We start from the raw sequence: 16,725 nt of genomic DNA on the forward strand, positions 1-16,725 counted from the left end.
ACCCTTGGAAACGCCACCATGACGACTGCGCTTACCGAGCAAACCCTGGGCAGCCTGGCCTGCCTGATCCCTGGCGCCACCCGCGTGTTTCGCCATTACAAGCTGGACTTCTGTTGCGGTGGCGACACCCCGCTGCGCGATGCCGCCCTGCAGCGCAACCTTGACGCCCAGGCGATCGCGGACGAGTTGGCGGCATTGGGAAGCGAGTCCACGACCGAGCCCGACTGGCGCAATGTGCCGGTCGGATCGCTGATCGACTACCTGCTTGAACGCTTTCACGAACGTCATCGTGAACAGTTCCCGGAGCTGATCCGCTTGGCCACCCGTGTCGAGCAGGTGCATGGCAACAAGGCGGACTGCCCGACCGGGCTCGCCGAACATCTGTGGTGCATGCAGCAGGAACTGGAAAGCCACATGCTCAAGGAGGAGCAGATCCTCTTTCCGATGCTGCGCCGCGACATGCAATTGCCGCAAACCCAAGGCCCGATCGCAGTGATGCGCTACGAGCATGACCAGCACGGCGCCGCGCTTCAGCGCCTGGCCGAACTCACCGATGACATCACCCCACCGGCAAACGCCTGCAATACCTGGCGCGCGCTGTATCGCGGGCTCGAAGAGCTGCGCGGTGACCTCATGCAGCACATTCATCTGGAGAACAACATCCTGTTCGCCCAGGCTTCTGCGCACTGAGGCGACAACAACGCTACGGGCCAGACGGCCCGCCCCTGCAGTACCGGAGGTGCATATGAAAGCAGTCATCCAACCCTTGGCGTGGGGCCTTGCATTGGCGTCGATGCTGGCGCTAGCCAGTGGCGTGGCGCTCGACATGGTGGTCGATACCGCGCAAGCAACGGTTACTCACGACGGGCACGGCGTGCACGCTGCGCCACCCGCTGGCGGCGAGCAGCAGTGGGCAACCGATGCCGCCCTGCGTGAAGGCATGACGCGCCTCCGCCAGGCCGCCGAGGCCGCGCTGCCAGACGATTCGGCGCAACCGATGGGCGAGCGCCAGGCCTTGGCATTGCAGAAGGAGGTCGAGGACAGCGTCTCCTACCTGATCGCCAACTGCGAATTGTCCGCACAGGCCGACGCAGCGTTGCACGGGTTACTCGCCGACCTCCTCGGCGGTGCCAAGGCACTGGCCGTACCCGCCGAGCGAGCCGACGGCGCCCAACGGATCCACGTCGCGCTTGAGCGCTATCCAAGCCTGTTCGCCCCGCCGCACTGGCACGAAGCCGTCATATCGGGTCAGTGAAACCAGATACGCAAGAGGATCCTGTCTCAGCCCTCGTGCTAATCCGGCCTGCATCAATACTTGTGCCATGGCATCTAGGCTAGGCTTTGTAACGACTCTTCATTGCGCTCTGCCCCTGCCTTGGTCAGCCAATTTGAGCGCAGCTATCGTTCCGCTCCGTCAACCTTGATTGCGGACGGCTAATTATTAGAAATAAGGATGCCTTGCATGGTGCTTCACCGCGTACATAACCAGATCCTTCGCAGCCACCACCTGTTCGAACCACTCAATGACGAGCAGATGGACGAGCTGATGAGCGCGAGCCAGCTGCTCAACCTGGACAAAGGCGACAACCTCTTTCACCAGGGCGAACCGGCGCATTCGTTCTATTTCGTGATTTCCGGCGCAGTGAAGATCTACCGCCTGACCCCGGACGGGCAGGAAAAAGTCTTCGAGGTGATCGGCAATCGCCAGACCTTTGCCGAAGCGATGATGCTGATGGATACGCCCAACTACGTCGCCTCCGCCCAGGCCGTGTGCCCGACGCAGGTCTACCGCTTTTCCAACACGGCATATATGCGCCTACTGGAAGCGAACCAGAAGCTTTCCTTTGCGCTGCTCGGCAAACTGAGCGTGCGCTTGCACCAGCGCATCAATGAGATCGAGACCCTCTCGCTGAAGAACGCCACTCACCGCGTGGTGCGCTATTTGATGACGCAGCTGGCGCGTCTGAAGGATGAAGGCAACAGCTTCGAGCTGCCCATGGCCAAGCAACTGATTGCGGGTCACCTGTCGATCCAGCCGGAAACGTTTTCACGGATCATCAGACGCTTGATCGACGAGCAAATCATCACTCAGGAAGGTCGGCAAATCACCATCCTTGATCGCCAACGCCTCGAATCCTTCGAGTGACGGGCAAGCAGCTCATCCACCTTCTAACCCACGCGGCAAACCGTGCGGCAGCGGCTGGCTAGCTCTTGCAACGGGTTGATATTGGTCAATCTCAAACAGTGGCTGTACGTGGCAATCTGGAACTGACCTAGAGAGGACGCTGCCATGCCCAGATGCCTGTATTGCCAGCAACCCAACCCGCCGCAGGAAGCCGAGTGCAGCAACTGCGGCATGCCCCTCCCCGCCCTGGCTGATACCGCTGGGGAACGACGGCAAAGCAGATTTTTCTGGTTTTGCATCGGCCTTGCCATCTTCTGCGCAGTGATGATCGTCTGGTTGCCGCGCAACCTGTTCTAGACGGGTCGTAGGGTGGATCACGCTTCACCGATCCACCGGGTGGCGATCCACCGCGGTGGCGATCCACTGAGCGGTATGGTGGTGGATGTAGAAAGCGACATCTACCCGACGAATCACCCTCGCCCTGAGGCAGGGAGAATGGATAGCGGCATCAAGCTTGGCGGGCAACAAACAGCCGCTCGATAGATGCCTTGGTGGGCTGAAGCCCACCCTACAAAACCGCCGGTGTGCTCCGACCGCATTGCTGGGCCATCCGGCAGAGTGGGCGTCCGTCCATCAAAGCAACGTCCTTCCCCAACTGGCAAGCCTGAATACGGCGCACCATAAGTCCGTAGGGCGGGCTTCAGCCCGCCCTTCAAAACCGCCGGTGTGCTCCGACCGCATTGCTGGGCCATCCAGCAGAGTGGGCTTCCGTCCATCAAAGCAACGTCCTTCCCAAACTGGCAAGCCTGAATACGGCGCGCCATGAAGACCGTAGGGTGGGCTTCAGCCCACCGATGAATACGTCAGAGTCAAGCGAAGCAACTGCGTTAAAAACATAGCCTCGGAACACTGCGTCAATGTCGCGGCATGAACGGGCCATGTCCGCAGGTGAATGGCGAGGCATCAAGCGGCGCAAAGGCTGGTGGGCTGAAACGGAACGCCGCCCGTCCCACACTACCGTTGCCACGCAATCTGCCCTGGCGGTTGGTAGGGTGGATCACGCTTCACCGATCCACCGGGTGGCGATCCACCGAACCGGGTAAAGGTGGATGAAACAAAAGCAACATCCGCCCTACGGCTGGGTCAGTTGCTTGTACAACTGCGGCAGGCGGAACGGCAGTTGTTGCGGCTCCTTGATCAAGGTGAAGCCGTTGGCACCGAACATGTAGGGCAGGTAATCGCCCGCCTCCTGGTCGATGGTGATGCAGAACGGCAACAACCCCTGACGCCGCGCTTCCATGACTGCCTGACGGGTGTCTTCGACGCCATAACGGCCTTCGTAGAGATCCAGGTCATTGGGCTTGCCGTCGGTGACCAGCAGCAGGAGCTTGCGTCGCTGCTTGCACTTGCCCAGTAGTTCGGTCGCCTGGCGAATGGCCGCGCCCATACGTGTGTAGTAACCGGGCTTCAGCGCCTGGATCCGGCCACGGGTGTCGTCGCCATAGCGCTGCTTGAAGCTTTTGAGCTCCTGCATCCGAACCTGCTGGCGACGCAGCGAGGAAAAGCCATACAGCGCGAAATCATCACCCACCGCCGACAGCGCTTCGCCGAACAGCAGCAGGCTGTCGGTGATCACGTCGATCACTTTGTGCTCGTCGTCCAGGTGCGCGTCGGTGGACATGGAAAGGTCGGCCAGCAGCAGGCAGGCCAGGTCGCGACGATTCTGCCGCTGCTCCATGAACAGACCACGTTCGGCGCACTGGCCGTGCTGGCGCTCGACGTGAAAGTCGAGCCAGGCCTGCATGTCCAACTCCGAGCCCTGAGGTTGCCCGCGCAGCCACTGCCGATCATTACGCAGGTGTTCGAACTGCCGGCGCAGCTTGCGGGCCAGTGGGCTCAGCCGTAGCGGCAGGCCCATGGGTTCGGAGCCGCGTGGCAGCATCATTTGCAGGCTGACGAAATCGGCCTGCATGCGCTGCTTGCGGTAGTCCCATTCCGGTAGCTTGATGCCTTCGCCCAGCGGAATGTCGTCCACGTCCGCAGGCGGCAGGTCCAGGTGCAGCTTGAGGCCGCCGCCCTTGCGCATGCGCTGACGCGACATGGCGATTTCATCGAGGTCTTCTGCAACACGCGAGGCGTCTTCGTTTTCGCTGTCGTCGCCCTGGCGATCCAGCTCGACATGCTCGGACCAGCTGAACAGGTTTTCCAGGCGGAACAGCATCAGGCCGCCCTTGCTGGTGCTGTCCTCGACACGCTTGGCACGCTTGCGCATGCCCTTCTGCTCGGTGGGCGGCGCTTGCAGGTTGTTGTCCTGATCTTCTTCGGCCAGCTCGGTGGCCTGCGGCACGCCGAGATTTTCCGCGGGGTACAGCCACATGGGCAGCGGCCAGGGGGCCACTTCGCTGCGCGGGAATTGCTGAACACTGCCCGGCTCACGCAGGGCCTGGCAGATAGCCCGTTCCAGCGCACCCTCGGCGCGGGGCAGCGTGTCCGGATCTGGCCGGAGCTGCAGATGCGCTTCGACGAGTCGCTCGTAGCGCGGCTGCATCGCCGGGAATCGCTCGAGGATGGCTTGAGTCCAGCGCTGGTTATCACGCGCCCAGTGGCGCATCTCGCCCGCCTGCGCCGCGAGCAGCGCCAGCCAGCGATACAGATCCTGATTGAGTGAAACTTCCGGGTAAACCGCGAGGTTCTGCGGCAGGCGCAGGTTGTTCGCATCGCACCAGGCCACCGGCAATTGCTTGCAGGTGCCAGCGACTTGTTGAAGCAGGTTGCGACGCAGCATCAGATCGCGCGCGTTGGCCGCCTCGACACCGATGCCACTGGCACCCCCCATGGCACGAAACAGCACCGACAGGCTGCGCTGCATGCTTTCCAGCGAGACGTTGGCGTCGGGGAAGTCCGGGCTGGCGCGGCGGGTGATGAAGCGATGCCAGACACTGCCGACCCACTCTTCAACTTCGATGGTAAAGGCCATGGCGATTGATCCTTAGCGCGGTTTGAAAACAACAACGGCCCGCTGGGTCAGCCGGGCCGTCGACTACATCGGTGTCTTGCCTCAGGCCGCCACGACGGCCGCAGGTACATCCGCTGTGACCCGCCCACGCTGCCTGAAGCTGCAGAGGTAGAGCACCAGCCCGATGAGGAAGAACACCCCAGCGACCAGCCGCAACCAGAAGAACACAGCGAGTTGGTCAGCGGTATTCATGAAGGACATCGCTGCCCCGTCAGCCGGAATCCGCTGCAACCAGACCTGCACCACGCCAGCGGCGGTGAGGAACAGGGTGATCGCGACCATCGACAGCGTCATCAACCAGAAGCCCCAGATCTCGATGCGCTGAGCCCGTGCATCCGGCGCCTCACCCAGGCCACGCAGACGCGGCATGGCGTAGCTGATCATGGTCATCACGATCATGGCGTAGGCACCGTAGAACGCCAGGTGGCCATGCGCTGCAGTCAACTGCGAACCGTGGGTGTAGTAGTTCACCGGGGCCAGGGTATGGAGGAAGCCCCACACGCCAGCACCCAGGAATGCAGTCACGGTAGTGCCGATGGCCCAGAGCGATGCGGCCTTGTTCGGGTGCTGACGGCGACGACGGTTCACCATGTTCAGCGAGAACAGCACCATGGCAAAGAACGGTAGCGGTTCCAGGGCAGAGAAGATCGAACCCAGCCACAACCAGACCTCAGGCGCACCAATCCAGAAGAAGTGGTGACCGGTACCGATGATGCCGGTGATCAGGGCCATGGCGATGATCACGTAGAGCCACTTCTCGATCACTTCGCGGTCGACACCGGTGATCTTGATCAGGACGAAGGCCAGCATCGAACCCATGATCAGTTCCCACACGCCTTCCACCCACAGGTGCACCACGAACCACCAGTAGTACTTGTCGCGCGCCAGGTTTTCCGGGTTGTAGAAGGAGAACAGGAAGAACACTGCAAGCCCGATCAGGCCGGTCATCATGACCATGCTGATGGCGGTCTTGCGGCCCTTGAGCAGGGTCATCCCGACGTTGTAGAGGAAGCCCAGAGCGACCACGACAATGCCGATCTTGGTGATCGTCGGCTGCTCGAGGAACTCCCGGCCCATGGTCGGCAGCAGCTCGTTGTGCGTCAGCTCGGCAAGACCGGCGTAGGGCACGAACAGGTAACCGAGAATGGTCAGCACGCCGGCTGCTGCGAACACCCAGAACAGGATGATCGCCAGTTTCGGGCTGTGCAGTTCGCGGTCGGCTTCCTCAGGGATGAGGTAGTAGGCCGCGCCCATGAAGCCGAACAACAGCCAGACGATGAGCAGGTTGGTGTGAACCATGCGTGCCACGTTGAAGGGCAGCAGTGGAAACAGGAAGTCACCGACGACGTACTGCAGGCCCATGATCAGGCCGAACACAATCTGCCCGACGAAGAGCATCAGCGCAAATACGAAGTAGGGTTTAGCGACGGCCTGCGATTGGAACTTGAGATGCGGATTCATAACGCTCATCTCTCAGCCCTCCTTGTTTGGCGGCCAGTTATTGGTATCGATCTTCGATGTCCACTTGAGGAACTCGGCCATATCGTCGACTTCCTGCTCGCTCAGGTTGAACTGAGGCATCGATCTGCGTCCGGGTACGCCCAGCGGCTGAGCCTTCATCCAGGCCTGCAGGAAGGGCTTGAAGGCCGCATCCTCACCGCGTCGAACGAAGACGTTGCCCAGTTCCGGCGCAAAGTAGGCACCTTCACCAAGCAGGCTGTGGCAGCCGATGCAGTTGTTGTTTTCCCAGACCGCTTTGCCTCGCACCACTGCTTCGGTCAGTTCCGACTCATTGGATCGCTCTGGAAAGGTCTGCTCTGTGTGATAGGTCAGGCCCAGAAATACCAGGAAGAAGAACACGCTTCCCCCGAAGTAGATGTTTCTGGCCATTCCCTTGGTAAAGGTCTCGGACATGGTCGCCTCCTCATGTTGGCGTGGCCAGTTTAAGAAGGGAGCTATCGAAACCTGCTTGATAGCAATCAAGAAAAACCTGAACACGGTACTGGGTCTTTCCCTACCCATGCGAGAGCCGGTTTTGCAGGCGCAAGCGACGCGACAAAGCCGTATTGGGTGGGCTTCAGGAGCAAGCGGTGGGCTGAAGCCCACCCTACGGTTCTATGGACGCAGGCCACCAGGAAGCGCCCATAGACGCGCGCACGTGGGTCGGTTGCGACCCCGAAATACAAAGCGATCGCCAGCAAGCTGGCTCCTAAGAAGAACGGAGCAAGGCCGCGGAAGGCTCGTCCACGGGTTCAGCCGCAACTGCGCGTAAGCAAAGCCCGCCAGCCTGGCTACAAATTGTCGACGTACTGCTGTCCGGTGTAGGAGCCAGCTTGCTGGCGATCCGGGCACGCTAGCTACTCCATCAACACAAACAAAACCCCCACCGCGCAATCCTTGGGAGCGGTCGGGGGCACCTAGTCTTGTCCGCGAAGCCCGCTTGCTGGCGATCGTAATTCGTCATCTACATCATCATTGCGAACAGGATCCCGCACGCCATCGCCAGGGGCCAGCCGAACAACAGCAGCCGCCACATGACCGGCGCATGGCGCAGCTCCATGAAACCTTCAGTGATCACCCAGGCCTTGACCAGCGCGACGGCAAGCACGGCGCCGGCAAGCAGCAGCGTCGAGCCGGCGTTGCCGAGCAATACGGTGGCAGTGGACAGGATGGCCAGCGCCAGCCAGCAACCGATCAGCACTTTTGAAGCGGACATCGCGGCCTCCTCAGTTGATGACGTAGACCAGCGGGAAAAGCAGCACCCAAACCATGTCCACCATGTGCCAATAGAGCACCCCGGACTCAAGCCCGGCACAGTCCCCCGCCGTATAGAGGCGCTGACAACGCATGGCCATCCAGCCAAGGATGACCATTCCCAGCAGCACGTGCAGGAAGTGAAAGCCGGTAAGAATCCAATACAGAGTGAAGAAGGTGTTGTGCTCCATCCCCAACCCCATCGAGGACAGGTGACCGTACTCGTTGAGTTTGAGCAGCACATAGATGCAGGACGACGCCAGCGCAGCGACCAGCAACAACGCCCCTCGCCCAGCCCGTGCTGCGCGCACCTGCTCCACGGCCAGCGCCGCGAACAGGCCGGACGTCAGCAGGCTGAGGGTCAGTGCGAGCCCCATGGAGCTGTCCAGCGCTGCGCGGCTCTGGCTGAACAACTCGGGGTTAAGCACCTGGGTCACGGCGAAGGCCAGGATCAGGATGGCGAAGACGGTCAACTCGGCGAGGATAAAGAACCACATCGCCAAATCGCCCGGCAGGCGCCGGGAGAGGCTGGTGCGGTCAACCGAAATGGACATCGACCACATCCATCAGCGCCGCGACGGTTTGCGGATCGTCCGACAGCGGCTCGGCCAGGCAAGCCATGCACGCCTCCCGCGGGCTCATGCCGGAGCGGATCATCCGTGCGGTGAAAATCAGCAGGCGGGTCGAGGCGACCTCTTCCAGGTCATGCTGTTCGAGCCGGCGCAGGGCTTGCCCGAGCTTGACCACCTGCGCCGCCAGTGCGGCATCCACCTGTGCCTCGTTGGCTACGATGCGCTGCTCTTCGGCCGCTGGCGGATAGTCGAAACGCATGGCGACGAAACGCTGCCGGGTGCTCGGCTTCATACCCTTAAGCAGGTTCTGGTAACCCGGGTTGTAGCTCACCACCAGCATGAAGCCCGGTGGTGCTTTCAAGGCTTCGCCGGTGCGCTCGATGAACAGCTCGCGCCGATCATCCGCTAGCGGATGCAGCACCACGGCGGTGTCCTGCCGCGCTTCGACCACTTCGTCCAGATAACAGATGCCGCCCTCGCGCACCGCACGGGTCAGCGGGCCGTCTTGCCACCAGGTGCCCTGGGCGCCGATCAGATGACGACCCACCAGGTCCGCCGCGCTGAGGTCGTCATGGCAAGCCACGGTATACAGCGGCAGATTCAGCCGGTGCGCCATGTGCTGCACGAAGCGGGTCTTGCCGCAGCCGGTTGGGCCCTTGATCAGCACCGGCATGCCATGCTTCCAGGCCTGCTCGAAAAGCACCTCTTCGTTGCCCAGCGACTGGTAGAACGGAGCACCGCTCATGCCGACAAGGTTCTCGGGCGCGTTCATTGGCAATACCTCACTGCAGCGGTTGGATTTGACTAGCACCACGCTAATCGTCACCCCGCCGCCCCTCAAGCCGTCCGCCAGCGAAGCTTGATTACGGTCAAGCCCGACTCGAAATGAGCCGATGCGCGTGCGTCACCATCGGCGTTTGACGTGCGCTTTTTCCCTTTTCCCGCCTGATTTATCCGCCCCCGCGACACGACGTCACGCCTGGCGTATCCCGGATCGACTCTTGATTGCCATCAAGCGCTTTCGCACAGAGCCGGCCATAGGATGCAAGCGCATACAGCAAGACCCGGGAACTGCCACATCGCCGTCACTAGCAGGAACCGCACGAAGCGGTCAGAGGAGATCACTATGAGCAAACCCATACTGGCGGGCTTCATCGCCGGCTTTTCAATGCTCGGCCTGGCAGTTGCCCAGGCTGCGATGAATCCAGAAAACGCCGATGCCGCCTACAAGGGCCAAGCCTCCGCTATCGATCCGGCCAGCGCCCAGGTGGTCCATTCGCCCGGTGCACCCGACCTGAACGCCGCCGAATTCGAGCAGGCCAAAGAGATCTATTTTCAGCGCTGCGCCGGCTGCCACGGTGTGCTACGCAAGGGTGCAACCGGCAAGGCACTGACGCCGGACATTACCCAGGAACGCGGACAGGCCTATCTCGAGGCGCTGATCACTTACGGCTCGCCCGCCGGTATGCCCAACTGGGGCACCTCCAACGCGCTGAGCAAAGACGAAATCACGCTGATGGCCAAGTACATTCAGCACACCCCGCCAACCCCGCCCGAGTGGGGGATGGCCGAGATGAAGAATTCCTGGAAGGTGCTGGTCAAACCGGAAGACCGACCAAAGAAGCAAATGAACAAGCTGGATCTGCCCAACCTGTTCTCCGTCACCCTGCGTGACGACGGCAAAATCGCGCTGATCGATGGCAAGAGCAAGGAAATTATCAAGACCATCGACACCGGCTACGCGGTGCACATCTCTCGCATGTCCGCCTCCGGCCGTTATCTGCTGGTGATCGGTCGCGACGCCAAGATCGACATGATCGACCTCTGGGCCAAAGAGCCGCTGAAGGTCGCCGAGATCAAGGTCGGCATCGAAGCCCGCTCGGTGGAAACCTCCAAGTTCAAGGGTTACGAAGACAAGTACGTGATCGCCGGCGACTACTGGCCGCCGCAATACACCATCATGGATGGCGAAACCCTGGAGCCGCTGCAGATCGTCTCGACTCGGGGCATGACCGTGGGCACCCAGGAATACCATCCGGAACCACGTGTGGCGGCAATCATCGCCTCCCACGAGCATCCGGAGTTCATCGTCAACGTCAAGGAAACCGGCAAGGTGCTGCTGGTCAACTACGAGGACATCGACAACCTGACCACCACCATGATCGGCACCGCGCCGTTCCTGCATGACGGCGGCTGGGACGTCAGCCACCGCTACTTCATGACGGCAGCGAACAACTCCAACAAAGTCGCAGTGATCGACTCGAAAGAGCGCAAGATGGCTGCGTTGGTCGATGTGGGTAAAATCCCGCATCCGGGTCGCGGCGCCAACTTCGTGCATCCAAAGTTCGGTCCGGTCTGGGCGACCAGCCACCTGGGCGACGAGACCATCTCGCTGATCGGCACCGATCCGGACAAGCATCCCGATCAGGCCTGGAAAGTAGTCGAGACGCTCAAGGGCCAGGGGGGTGGTTCGCTGTTCATCAAGACCCATCCGAAGTCCAACCACATCTACCTGGACACCACCTTCAACCCGGACGCCAAGATCAGCCAATCGGCAGCGGTGTTTAACATCGACGATCTGGGCGCAGGCTTTACCGTGTTGCCAATCGCCGAATGGGCCGGAGTGACAGACGGTGCCAAGCGCGTCGTGCAACCGGAGTACAACGAAGCGGGCGACGAGGTCTGGTTCTCCGTCTGGAGTGGCCAGGACGAGCAATCGGCTATCGTCGTGGTCGATGACAAGACGTTAAAGCTGAAAAAGGTGATCAAGGACAAAAGGTTGATTACCCCAACCGGTAAATTTAACGTCCATAACACTCAGCACGACGTGTACTGAGTAAAACCGGGGGGGACGCCAAGATCCCCCCCTAGCCTTGAGGAAGTAACTCATGAAAAAAGTTCTCATCCCACTGCTCGCCCTCGGCGGCGCGATGGTCCTGCAGCCTGCCGTGGCTCAGGACGGTGAAGCGCTGTTCAAGAGCAAGCCCTGCGCGGCCTGCCACAGCATCGACGCCAAGATGGTCGGCCCGGCCCTGAAGGAAGTCGCCGCCAAGTACGCCGGCCAGGAAGGCGCTGCCGATCTGCTCGCCGGGCACATCAAGAACGGCACCCAGGGTAACTGGGGTCCGATCCCGATGCCGCCAAACCCAGTCACCGAAGAAGAAGCCAAAACCCTCGCCGAGTGGGTTCTGAGCCTCAAGTAACAGCCAAGGAGGACATCATGTTTAAGTCCCGACACGCAGTATTCGGTTTGGGGCTCAGCCTGGTGTCCCTTCTTCACTTTTCCACTGCCCTGGCCGATACGCCTACCGCTGCCCGCCAGGCACAGCTCGAACACCTGCTGGTGCAGGACTGCGGCTCCTGCCACGGTCTGCGCATGACCGGCGGCCTCGGCCCCGCACTGACCCTCGACGCCATCGCCGGCAAACCCCGTGAAAGCCTGATCGCCACCGTGACCCACGGTCGGCCCGGCACCGCCATGCCCGGCTGGAACGCGCTGCTCAATGAGCAGGACATCGCCTGGCTGGTCGATTTACTCCTCGAAGGATACCCAACGCCATGATCCGTCCGTCTTTGCTGCTCGCCATTGCCAGCCTGTTGCTCGGTGCCTGCGCCGAGCAACCGCTCCGCGGCACCGGCGATCTGGGTGTGGTGGTGGAGCGCGCCAGCGGTAGTCTGCAAATCGTCGAAACCAGTGGTCAGACGCGCCTGGCCCGTATCGAGGGGCTGGGTGACCTGTCCCACGCCTCGGTAGTGTTTTCCCGCGACGAACGCTTCGCCTATGTGTTCGGTCGTGACGGCGGCCTGACCAAGGTCGACCTGCTGCGCCAGCGCATCGACAAGCGCATCATTCAAGGCGGCAACAGCATCGGCGGCGCCATCAGCCAGGACGGCAAGCTGATTGCCGTCGGCAACTACGAGCCCGGCGGCGTCAAGGTCTTCAATGCCGACACGTTGGAGCTGGTGGCCGATATCCCCGCCACGCCGCTGGCCGACGGCAGCCGCAACTCGCGCGTGGTTGGCGTCATCGACGCGCCCGGGCGGCGCTTCATCTACAGCCTGTTCGACACCCATGAAACCTGGCTGCTGGACTTCAGCCAGGGCAACACTCCGCAAATCACCCGCTTCGAGAACGTCGGTAAACAACCCTACGACGCCCTCCTGACCCCGGACGGTCGTTACTACATCGCCGGCCTGTTCGGCGAGGACGGCATGGCCAAGATCGACCTCTGGCACACCGCCCGCGGTGTCGAGCGGATCATCGACGGCTACGGCCGCGGCGAGGCAGCGCTGCCGGTCTACAAGATGCCGCACCTCGAGGGCTGGACTGTCGCCGGTAACCAGACATTCGTTCCGGCCATCGGTCATCACCAGGTGCTGGTTATGGATTCACAGAGCTGGAAGCAGACCGACGCCATCGATGTCGCCGGCCAGCCCGTGTTCGTCATGGCTCGCCCGGACGCCCGTCAGATCTGGGTCAATTTCGCCCACCCGGACAACGGCAAGGTGCAGGTGATCGACAGCGAAACCCACGAAATCATCGCCCAGCTGGAACCCGGACCGGCCGTGCTGCACATGGAATTCACCGCCCGTGGCGACCAGCTCTGGCTGTCGGTACGTGACGGCAACGAGGTGCAGGTCTGGGACCCCTACACGCTGAAGCTCCTCAAGCGCCTGCCCGCCGACAGCCCGAGCGGTATTTTCTTCAGCAGCCGCGCACACGAAACGGGGTTGTGACATGCAGATCGACTCCCTCAGCCGCCGCCTGATCGACCGTTTTCAACACGGCATGCCGCTGTGCGCCGAACCCTATCGCGCCATGGCCGATGCCCTCGAATGCAGCGAAGACGAGGTACTGGCCTGCCTCGAGCAGCTGGAAAGCAGCGGCGGCCTGTCGCGCATCGGCCCGGTGTTCGAACACAGCCGCGCCGGCGCCAGCACCCTGGTCGCCCTCGCCGTACCCGAAGCGCAGCTGGAAGAGATCGCCGAACAGATCAACCGTTACCCCGAGGTCAACCACAACTACCTGCGCGAGCATCATTACAACCTCTGGTTCGTGCTCACCGGCCCGGACCGCGCCCGCATCGATGCGCTGTTGCTACAGATCGAAGCCGAGACCGGCCTGGTCCCGCTGGACCTGCCAATGCAAGCGGCCTACCGCATCGACCTCGGCTTTCCCATCGGAGACGTGCCATGACATCACTCCTGAACGACCTCCAGGCATTGCAGCTGCGTCGCCTGCTCGAAGCCGGCCTGCCACTGGCCGCACGTCCCTATCAGGTGCTGGCCGAGCGCGTGGGTGCCAGCGAAGAGGCGGTGCTGGAACAGGTCCGGCGCTGGAGTGATAGCGGCTTGTTTCGGCGCATGGGGTTGGTCATCAAACATCGTGCGCTGGGCTTTCGCGCCAATGCCATGCTGGTGATGGATATCCCGGATGAGTGCGTCGACGAGGTCGGCCGCAAACTCGGCCAAGCGGCGGGTGTGAACCTCTGTTACCAACGGCCGAGGCGCTTACCGGACTGGCCGTACAACCTGTTCTGCATGGTTCACGGTCGGGAGCGCGAACAGGTCTGTCGACTGATCGAACAGATGCTCGCCGAGAACGGGCTGCACGACGTTCCGCACCAACTGCTGTTCAGCACCCGCGCATTCAAGCAGTGCGGCGGGCGTTACGCACCGCCGGCGAGCCAGGTGGCCGCCCATGGATGACCTTGACCGGCGCCTGATCAATCGCCTGCAACTCGGCGTGCCGCTGGTCCGCCATCCCTGGCAGGCGCTGGCCGAGGAACTGGATGCCGACGCCGCGCAGCTGCGCGAACGCGTTCAGGCGCTGCTCGACGATGGCACCCTGACCCGCTTCGGCCCCATGTTCGACATCGAACGACTGGGCGGCGCCTTTACCCTTGCCGCACTCTCGGTACCGGAAGCGCGCTTCGACCGTGTCGCCGAGCAACTGGCGGCCATGCCCGAGGTGGCCCACAACTACCGCCGCGAACACGCCTGGAACATGTGGTTTGTGCTCGGCTGCGCGACACCCGAAGGCATCGCCCAGACGATCGCCCGCATCGAAGCCGAGACGGGCCTACCGGTGCTCAACCTGCCCAAGGAGGAGACCTACCATGTCGGCCTGCACTTCCCGGTCTGAACCGTCAGACGCACACGCATCGATGGAACTGGCGAAACGCCTGGTCGAACTCACCGAAGCGGGCCTGCCCCTGGTGGATGATCCCTGGGCCTGGCTGGCTGAACGGCTGGGAACCAGCATCGAGGTCACCCTCGAACTGCTGCAACGGCTGCAGACAGAGGGCGCCATCCGCCGCATCGCCGCCGTGCCCAACCATTACCGCCTGGGCTATCGACACAACGGCATGACCGTCTGGGACGTGGACGACGCAGAGATCACCCGCCTCGGTCCGTTGATCGGTTCGCAGGCGTTCGTCAGCCATTGCTACCGTCGCCCGCGCCAGCCGGGCTGGCACTACAACCTGTTCGCCATGGTCCATGGCCGCAGCGCCGAGGAAATCGAGGCCTACCGTGCCGAGATTCGGCAGCTGCTCGGCAGCGCCTGCCGGGCCGAGGAAATGCTGGTCAGCAGTCGCATCCTGAAAAAGACCGGGCTGCGTGTGAGCAGTCGTCGCTAAAAACCCGTAGGGGTCTGGCCTTGGTCACACATGCAAGGCCTGCCCATGAATGGCGCTAGACGATCGAAACCCGCCCAGGTCTCGAGCGCACCGTTCGGCGCAATGTTGGATGGCCCATTTGGCTCGGCTTGTTCCGTGCCCTGGCAATGAATTCATCGGCGGGCTGAAGAGCACTGCCGACGGCCGTTCGTAGGGTGGGCTTCAGCCCACCGTTACCTCTTTTTGGTGGGCTGAAGCCCACCCTACGGGCCTGAGCGGCACCAAGGCTGGACCAGGCCTATCTAGCCCCGTGTCGCGATGCCCCTTCCCGGACCAAGGCTTTTTATTGTTTCCAGTCAAGGATCGGTCCGTGCCGCTCGGGGATGCTGCATCTATCGAACCGCGCAACCAAGCGTGATGCGGCAGGAGAAACGCTCATGTTGAGAATCAGCCATTACCTGCGTGCCCTCGCCCGGCCTGCCATGCCGGTACTGGGCGCACGCAGCCCCGGTGCAAGCCGGCCGCCCGTGGTGATCTGGAACCTGCTGCGGCGCTGCAACCTGACCTGCAAACACTGCTACGCAACTTCGGCGGACAGCGTGTTTCGCGACGAGCTGGATACCGCCGAAGCGTTCAAGGTCATCGATGACCTGCACGAAGCGGGCGTACGCGTGCTGATTCTCTCCGGAGGCGAACCGCTGCTGCGCGACGACATTTTCGAGCTGTCCGAATACGCCCGCGAGAAAGGCTTCTTCGTTGCCCTGTCTACCAACGGCACGCTGATCGATGAGCGCAATATCGACCAGATCGCTGCCGCCAAGTACGACTATGTCGGCATCAGCATCGACGGGCTGGAAGCAGTCCATGACGACTGGCGCCAACTCAAGGGCAGCTTCGCCGCCTCGATGCACGCCATCGACCTGTGCCGCCAATATGGCATTCGTGTCGGTCTGCGCACCACCCTGACCCAGAACAACTACCCGCAGCTGCCTGCTCTACTGGCGCTGATGCGCGAGCATGACGTGCAGAAGTTCTACCTCTCACACCTCAACTACAGCGGCCGCGGCAAGCGCAGCCGCAAGGCCGACGCCCATCACCAGATGACCCGCGACGCCATGTACCAGCTGTTCGAGCAAGCCTGGGACGACGTGCAGAACGGCCGCGAAACCGATTTCGTCAGTGGCAACAACGATGCCGACGCCATTCTGCTGCTGCAGTGGGTGGAAACCCATCTGCCACAGCACCGCGATCGTCTGGAGCAGATGTTGCGCGCCTGGGGCGGCAATGCGTCGGGTGGTGGCATCGCCAATATCGACAACATCGGCGATGTGCACCCGGATACCTACTGGTGGCAGCACACCGTCGGCAATGTGCGGCGACAGTCGTTCCGTGAACTCTGGATGGACAATCCCGAGCCGCTGCTCACCGAGTTGCGCCAGCACCCCCGGGCTGTGACCGGACGCTGCGCCGAGTGCCGCTGGTTGTCGATCTGCAACGGCAACACCCGCACCCGCGCCTGGGCTGAAGGCAACCTCTGGGGCGAAGACCCCGGCTGCTACCTCAGTGACCAGGAGATCGGTCTGCCACAACCGCAGTGCATTCCCAGCATCGCCATTTGACCAAGAGCGGCCCCAAGGC

General features: G+C 62.2%; 19 protein-coding genes. 13 read left to right on the plus strand and 6 right to left on the minus strand.

Annotated features, from left to right (window positions below; genetic code table 11):
* Positions 1-18: 18 nt before the first annotated feature.
* From ytfE to ACQKEK_RS20790, 4 genes are all read left to right on the plus strand, one after another.
* On the plus strand, positions 19-690 hold the full coding sequence (gene ytfE / locus ACQKEK_RS20775) for an iron-sulfur cluster repair protein YtfE (RefSeq protein ID WP_499143483.1): 672 nt from the start codon (positions 19-21) through the stop codon (positions 688-690).
* 55 nt (positions 691-745) lie between these two features.
* A complete protein-coding gene (locus ACQKEK_RS20780) occupies positions 746-1,255 on the plus strand; it encodes a DnrO protein (protein ID WP_499143481.1) in 510 nt (169 codons plus the stop codon).
* A gap of 207 nt (positions 1,256-1,462) precedes the next feature.
* Entirely contained in the window at positions 1,463-2,146 is a 684-nt protein-coding gene (locus ACQKEK_RS20785; protein ID WP_045430043.1) for a Crp/Fnr family transcriptional regulator, read from the plus strand.
* Positions 2,147-2,290: 144 nt separating this feature from the next.
* Positions 2,291-2,482 (plus strand): hypothetical protein, encoded by a 192-nt coding sequence (locus tag ACQKEK_RS20790; protein WP_045430046.1) that lies wholly within the window; start codon positions 2,291-2,293, stop codon positions 2,480-2,482.
* Between the two features lie 775 nt (positions 2,483-3,257).
* On the opposite strand, the gene ACQKEK_RS20795 is transcribed toward ACQKEK_RS20790, so the two are convergent.
* The 6 genes from ACQKEK_RS20795 to ACQKEK_RS20820 form a co-directional block, all read right to left on the minus strand.
* Positions 3,258-5,102: a nitric oxide reductase activation protein NorD gene (locus ACQKEK_RS20795; protein ID WP_241530306.1), complete on the minus strand. Its 1,845-nt coding sequence runs from the start codon at positions 5,100-5,102 to the stop codon at positions 3,258-3,260.
* A gap of 81 nt (positions 5,103-5,183) precedes the next feature.
* Positions 5,184-6,611: a cbb3-type cytochrome c oxidase subunit I gene (locus ACQKEK_RS20800; RefSeq protein WP_499143479.1), complete on the minus strand. Its 1,428-nt coding sequence runs from the start codon at positions 6,609-6,611 to the stop codon at positions 5,184-5,186.
* Positions 6,612-6,614: 3 nt separating this feature from the next.
* A complete protein-coding gene (locus ACQKEK_RS20805) occupies positions 6,615-7,055 on the minus strand; it encodes a c-type cytochrome (protein WP_045430055.1) in 441 nt (146 codons plus the stop codon).
* A gap of 550 nt (positions 7,056-7,605) precedes the next feature.
* Positions 7,606-7,857 carry a cytochrome C oxidase subunit IV family protein gene (locus ACQKEK_RS20810; RefSeq protein WP_499143478.1) on the minus strand — a complete coding sequence of 84 codons (252 nt, stop codon included), beginning with the start codon at positions 7,855-7,857 and terminating at the stop codon, positions 7,606-7,608.
* 10 nt (positions 7,858-7,867) lie between these two features.
* Positions 7,868-8,449, minus strand: a complete 582-nt coding sequence (locus ACQKEK_RS20815; protein ID WP_499143476.1) for a cytochrome c oxidase subunit 3 — start codon at positions 8,447-8,449, stop codon at positions 7,868-7,870.
* A complete protein-coding gene (locus tag ACQKEK_RS20820; RefSeq protein WP_486035454.1) occupies positions 8,433-9,212 on the minus strand; it encodes a CbbQ/NirQ/NorQ/GpvN family protein in 780 nt (259 codons plus the stop codon). The genes ACQKEK_RS20815 and ACQKEK_RS20820 overlap by 17 nt, the downstream gene beginning before the upstream one ends.
* A 381-nt stretch (positions 9,213-9,593) precedes the next feature.
* Between ACQKEK_RS20820 and ACQKEK_RS20825 the strand changes: the two genes are divergently transcribed.
* From ACQKEK_RS20825 to nirJ, 9 genes are all read left to right on the plus strand, one after another.
* Positions 9,594-11,303 (plus strand): nitrite reductase, encoded by a 1,710-nt coding sequence (locus ACQKEK_RS20825; RefSeq protein WP_045430070.1) that lies wholly within the window; start codon positions 9,594-9,596, stop codon positions 11,301-11,303.
* A 52-nt stretch (positions 11,304-11,355) separates the two neighbouring features.
* Positions 11,356-11,670 carry a c-type cytochrome gene (locus ACQKEK_RS20830; protein ID WP_045430072.1) on the plus strand — a complete coding sequence of 105 codons (315 nt, stop codon included), beginning with the start codon at positions 11,356-11,358 and terminating at the stop codon, positions 11,668-11,670.
* Between the two features lie 17 nt (positions 11,671-11,687).
* Positions 11,688-12,029: a c-type cytochrome gene (locus ACQKEK_RS20835; RefSeq protein WP_499143474.1), complete on the plus strand. Its 342-nt coding sequence runs from the start codon at positions 11,688-11,690 to the stop codon at positions 12,027-12,029.
* A complete protein-coding gene (locus ACQKEK_RS20840; RefSeq protein ID WP_499143472.1) occupies positions 12,026-13,204 on the plus strand; it encodes a cytochrome D1 domain-containing protein in 1,179 nt (392 codons plus the stop codon). Before ACQKEK_RS20835 ends, ACQKEK_RS20840 begins: the two co-directional genes overlap by 4 nt.
* Position 13,205: 1 nt before the next feature.
* A complete protein-coding gene (locus tag ACQKEK_RS20845; protein ID WP_499143470.1) occupies positions 13,206-13,664 on the plus strand; it encodes an Lrp/AsnC family transcriptional regulator in 459 nt (152 codons plus the stop codon).
* Positions 13,661-14,176: a siroheme decarboxylase subunit beta gene (gene ahbB / locus ACQKEK_RS20850; RefSeq protein WP_045430081.1), complete on the plus strand. Its 516-nt coding sequence runs from the start codon at positions 13,661-13,663 to the stop codon at positions 14,174-14,176. Before ACQKEK_RS20845 ends, ahbB (ACQKEK_RS20850) begins: the two co-directional genes overlap by 4 nt.
* Positions 14,169-14,612, plus strand: a complete 444-nt coding sequence (locus tag ACQKEK_RS20855; RefSeq protein WP_045430083.1) for an Lrp/AsnC family transcriptional regulator — start codon at positions 14,169-14,171, stop codon at positions 14,610-14,612. Before ahbB (ACQKEK_RS20850) ends, ACQKEK_RS20855 begins: the two co-directional genes overlap by 8 nt.
* A complete protein-coding gene (gene ahbB / locus ACQKEK_RS20860) occupies positions 14,587-15,108 on the plus strand; it encodes a siroheme decarboxylase subunit beta (protein ID WP_499143468.1) in 522 nt (173 codons plus the stop codon). The genes ACQKEK_RS20855 and ahbB (ACQKEK_RS20860) overlap by 26 nt, the downstream gene beginning before the upstream one ends.
* 416 nt (positions 15,109-15,524) lie before the next feature.
* Positions 15,525-16,706 (plus strand): heme d1 biosynthesis radical SAM protein NirJ, encoded by a 1,182-nt coding sequence (gene nirJ / locus ACQKEK_RS20865; protein WP_499143466.1) that lies wholly within the window; start codon positions 15,525-15,527, stop codon positions 16,704-16,706.
* Positions 16,707-16,725 lie beyond the last annotated feature (19 nt).

The sequence above is a fragment of the Pseudomonas sp. NPDC077408 genome (genome assembly GCF_050269105.1).
Classification (GTDB): Bacteria; Pseudomonadota; Gammaproteobacteria; order Pseudomonadales; family Pseudomonadaceae; genus Stutzerimonas.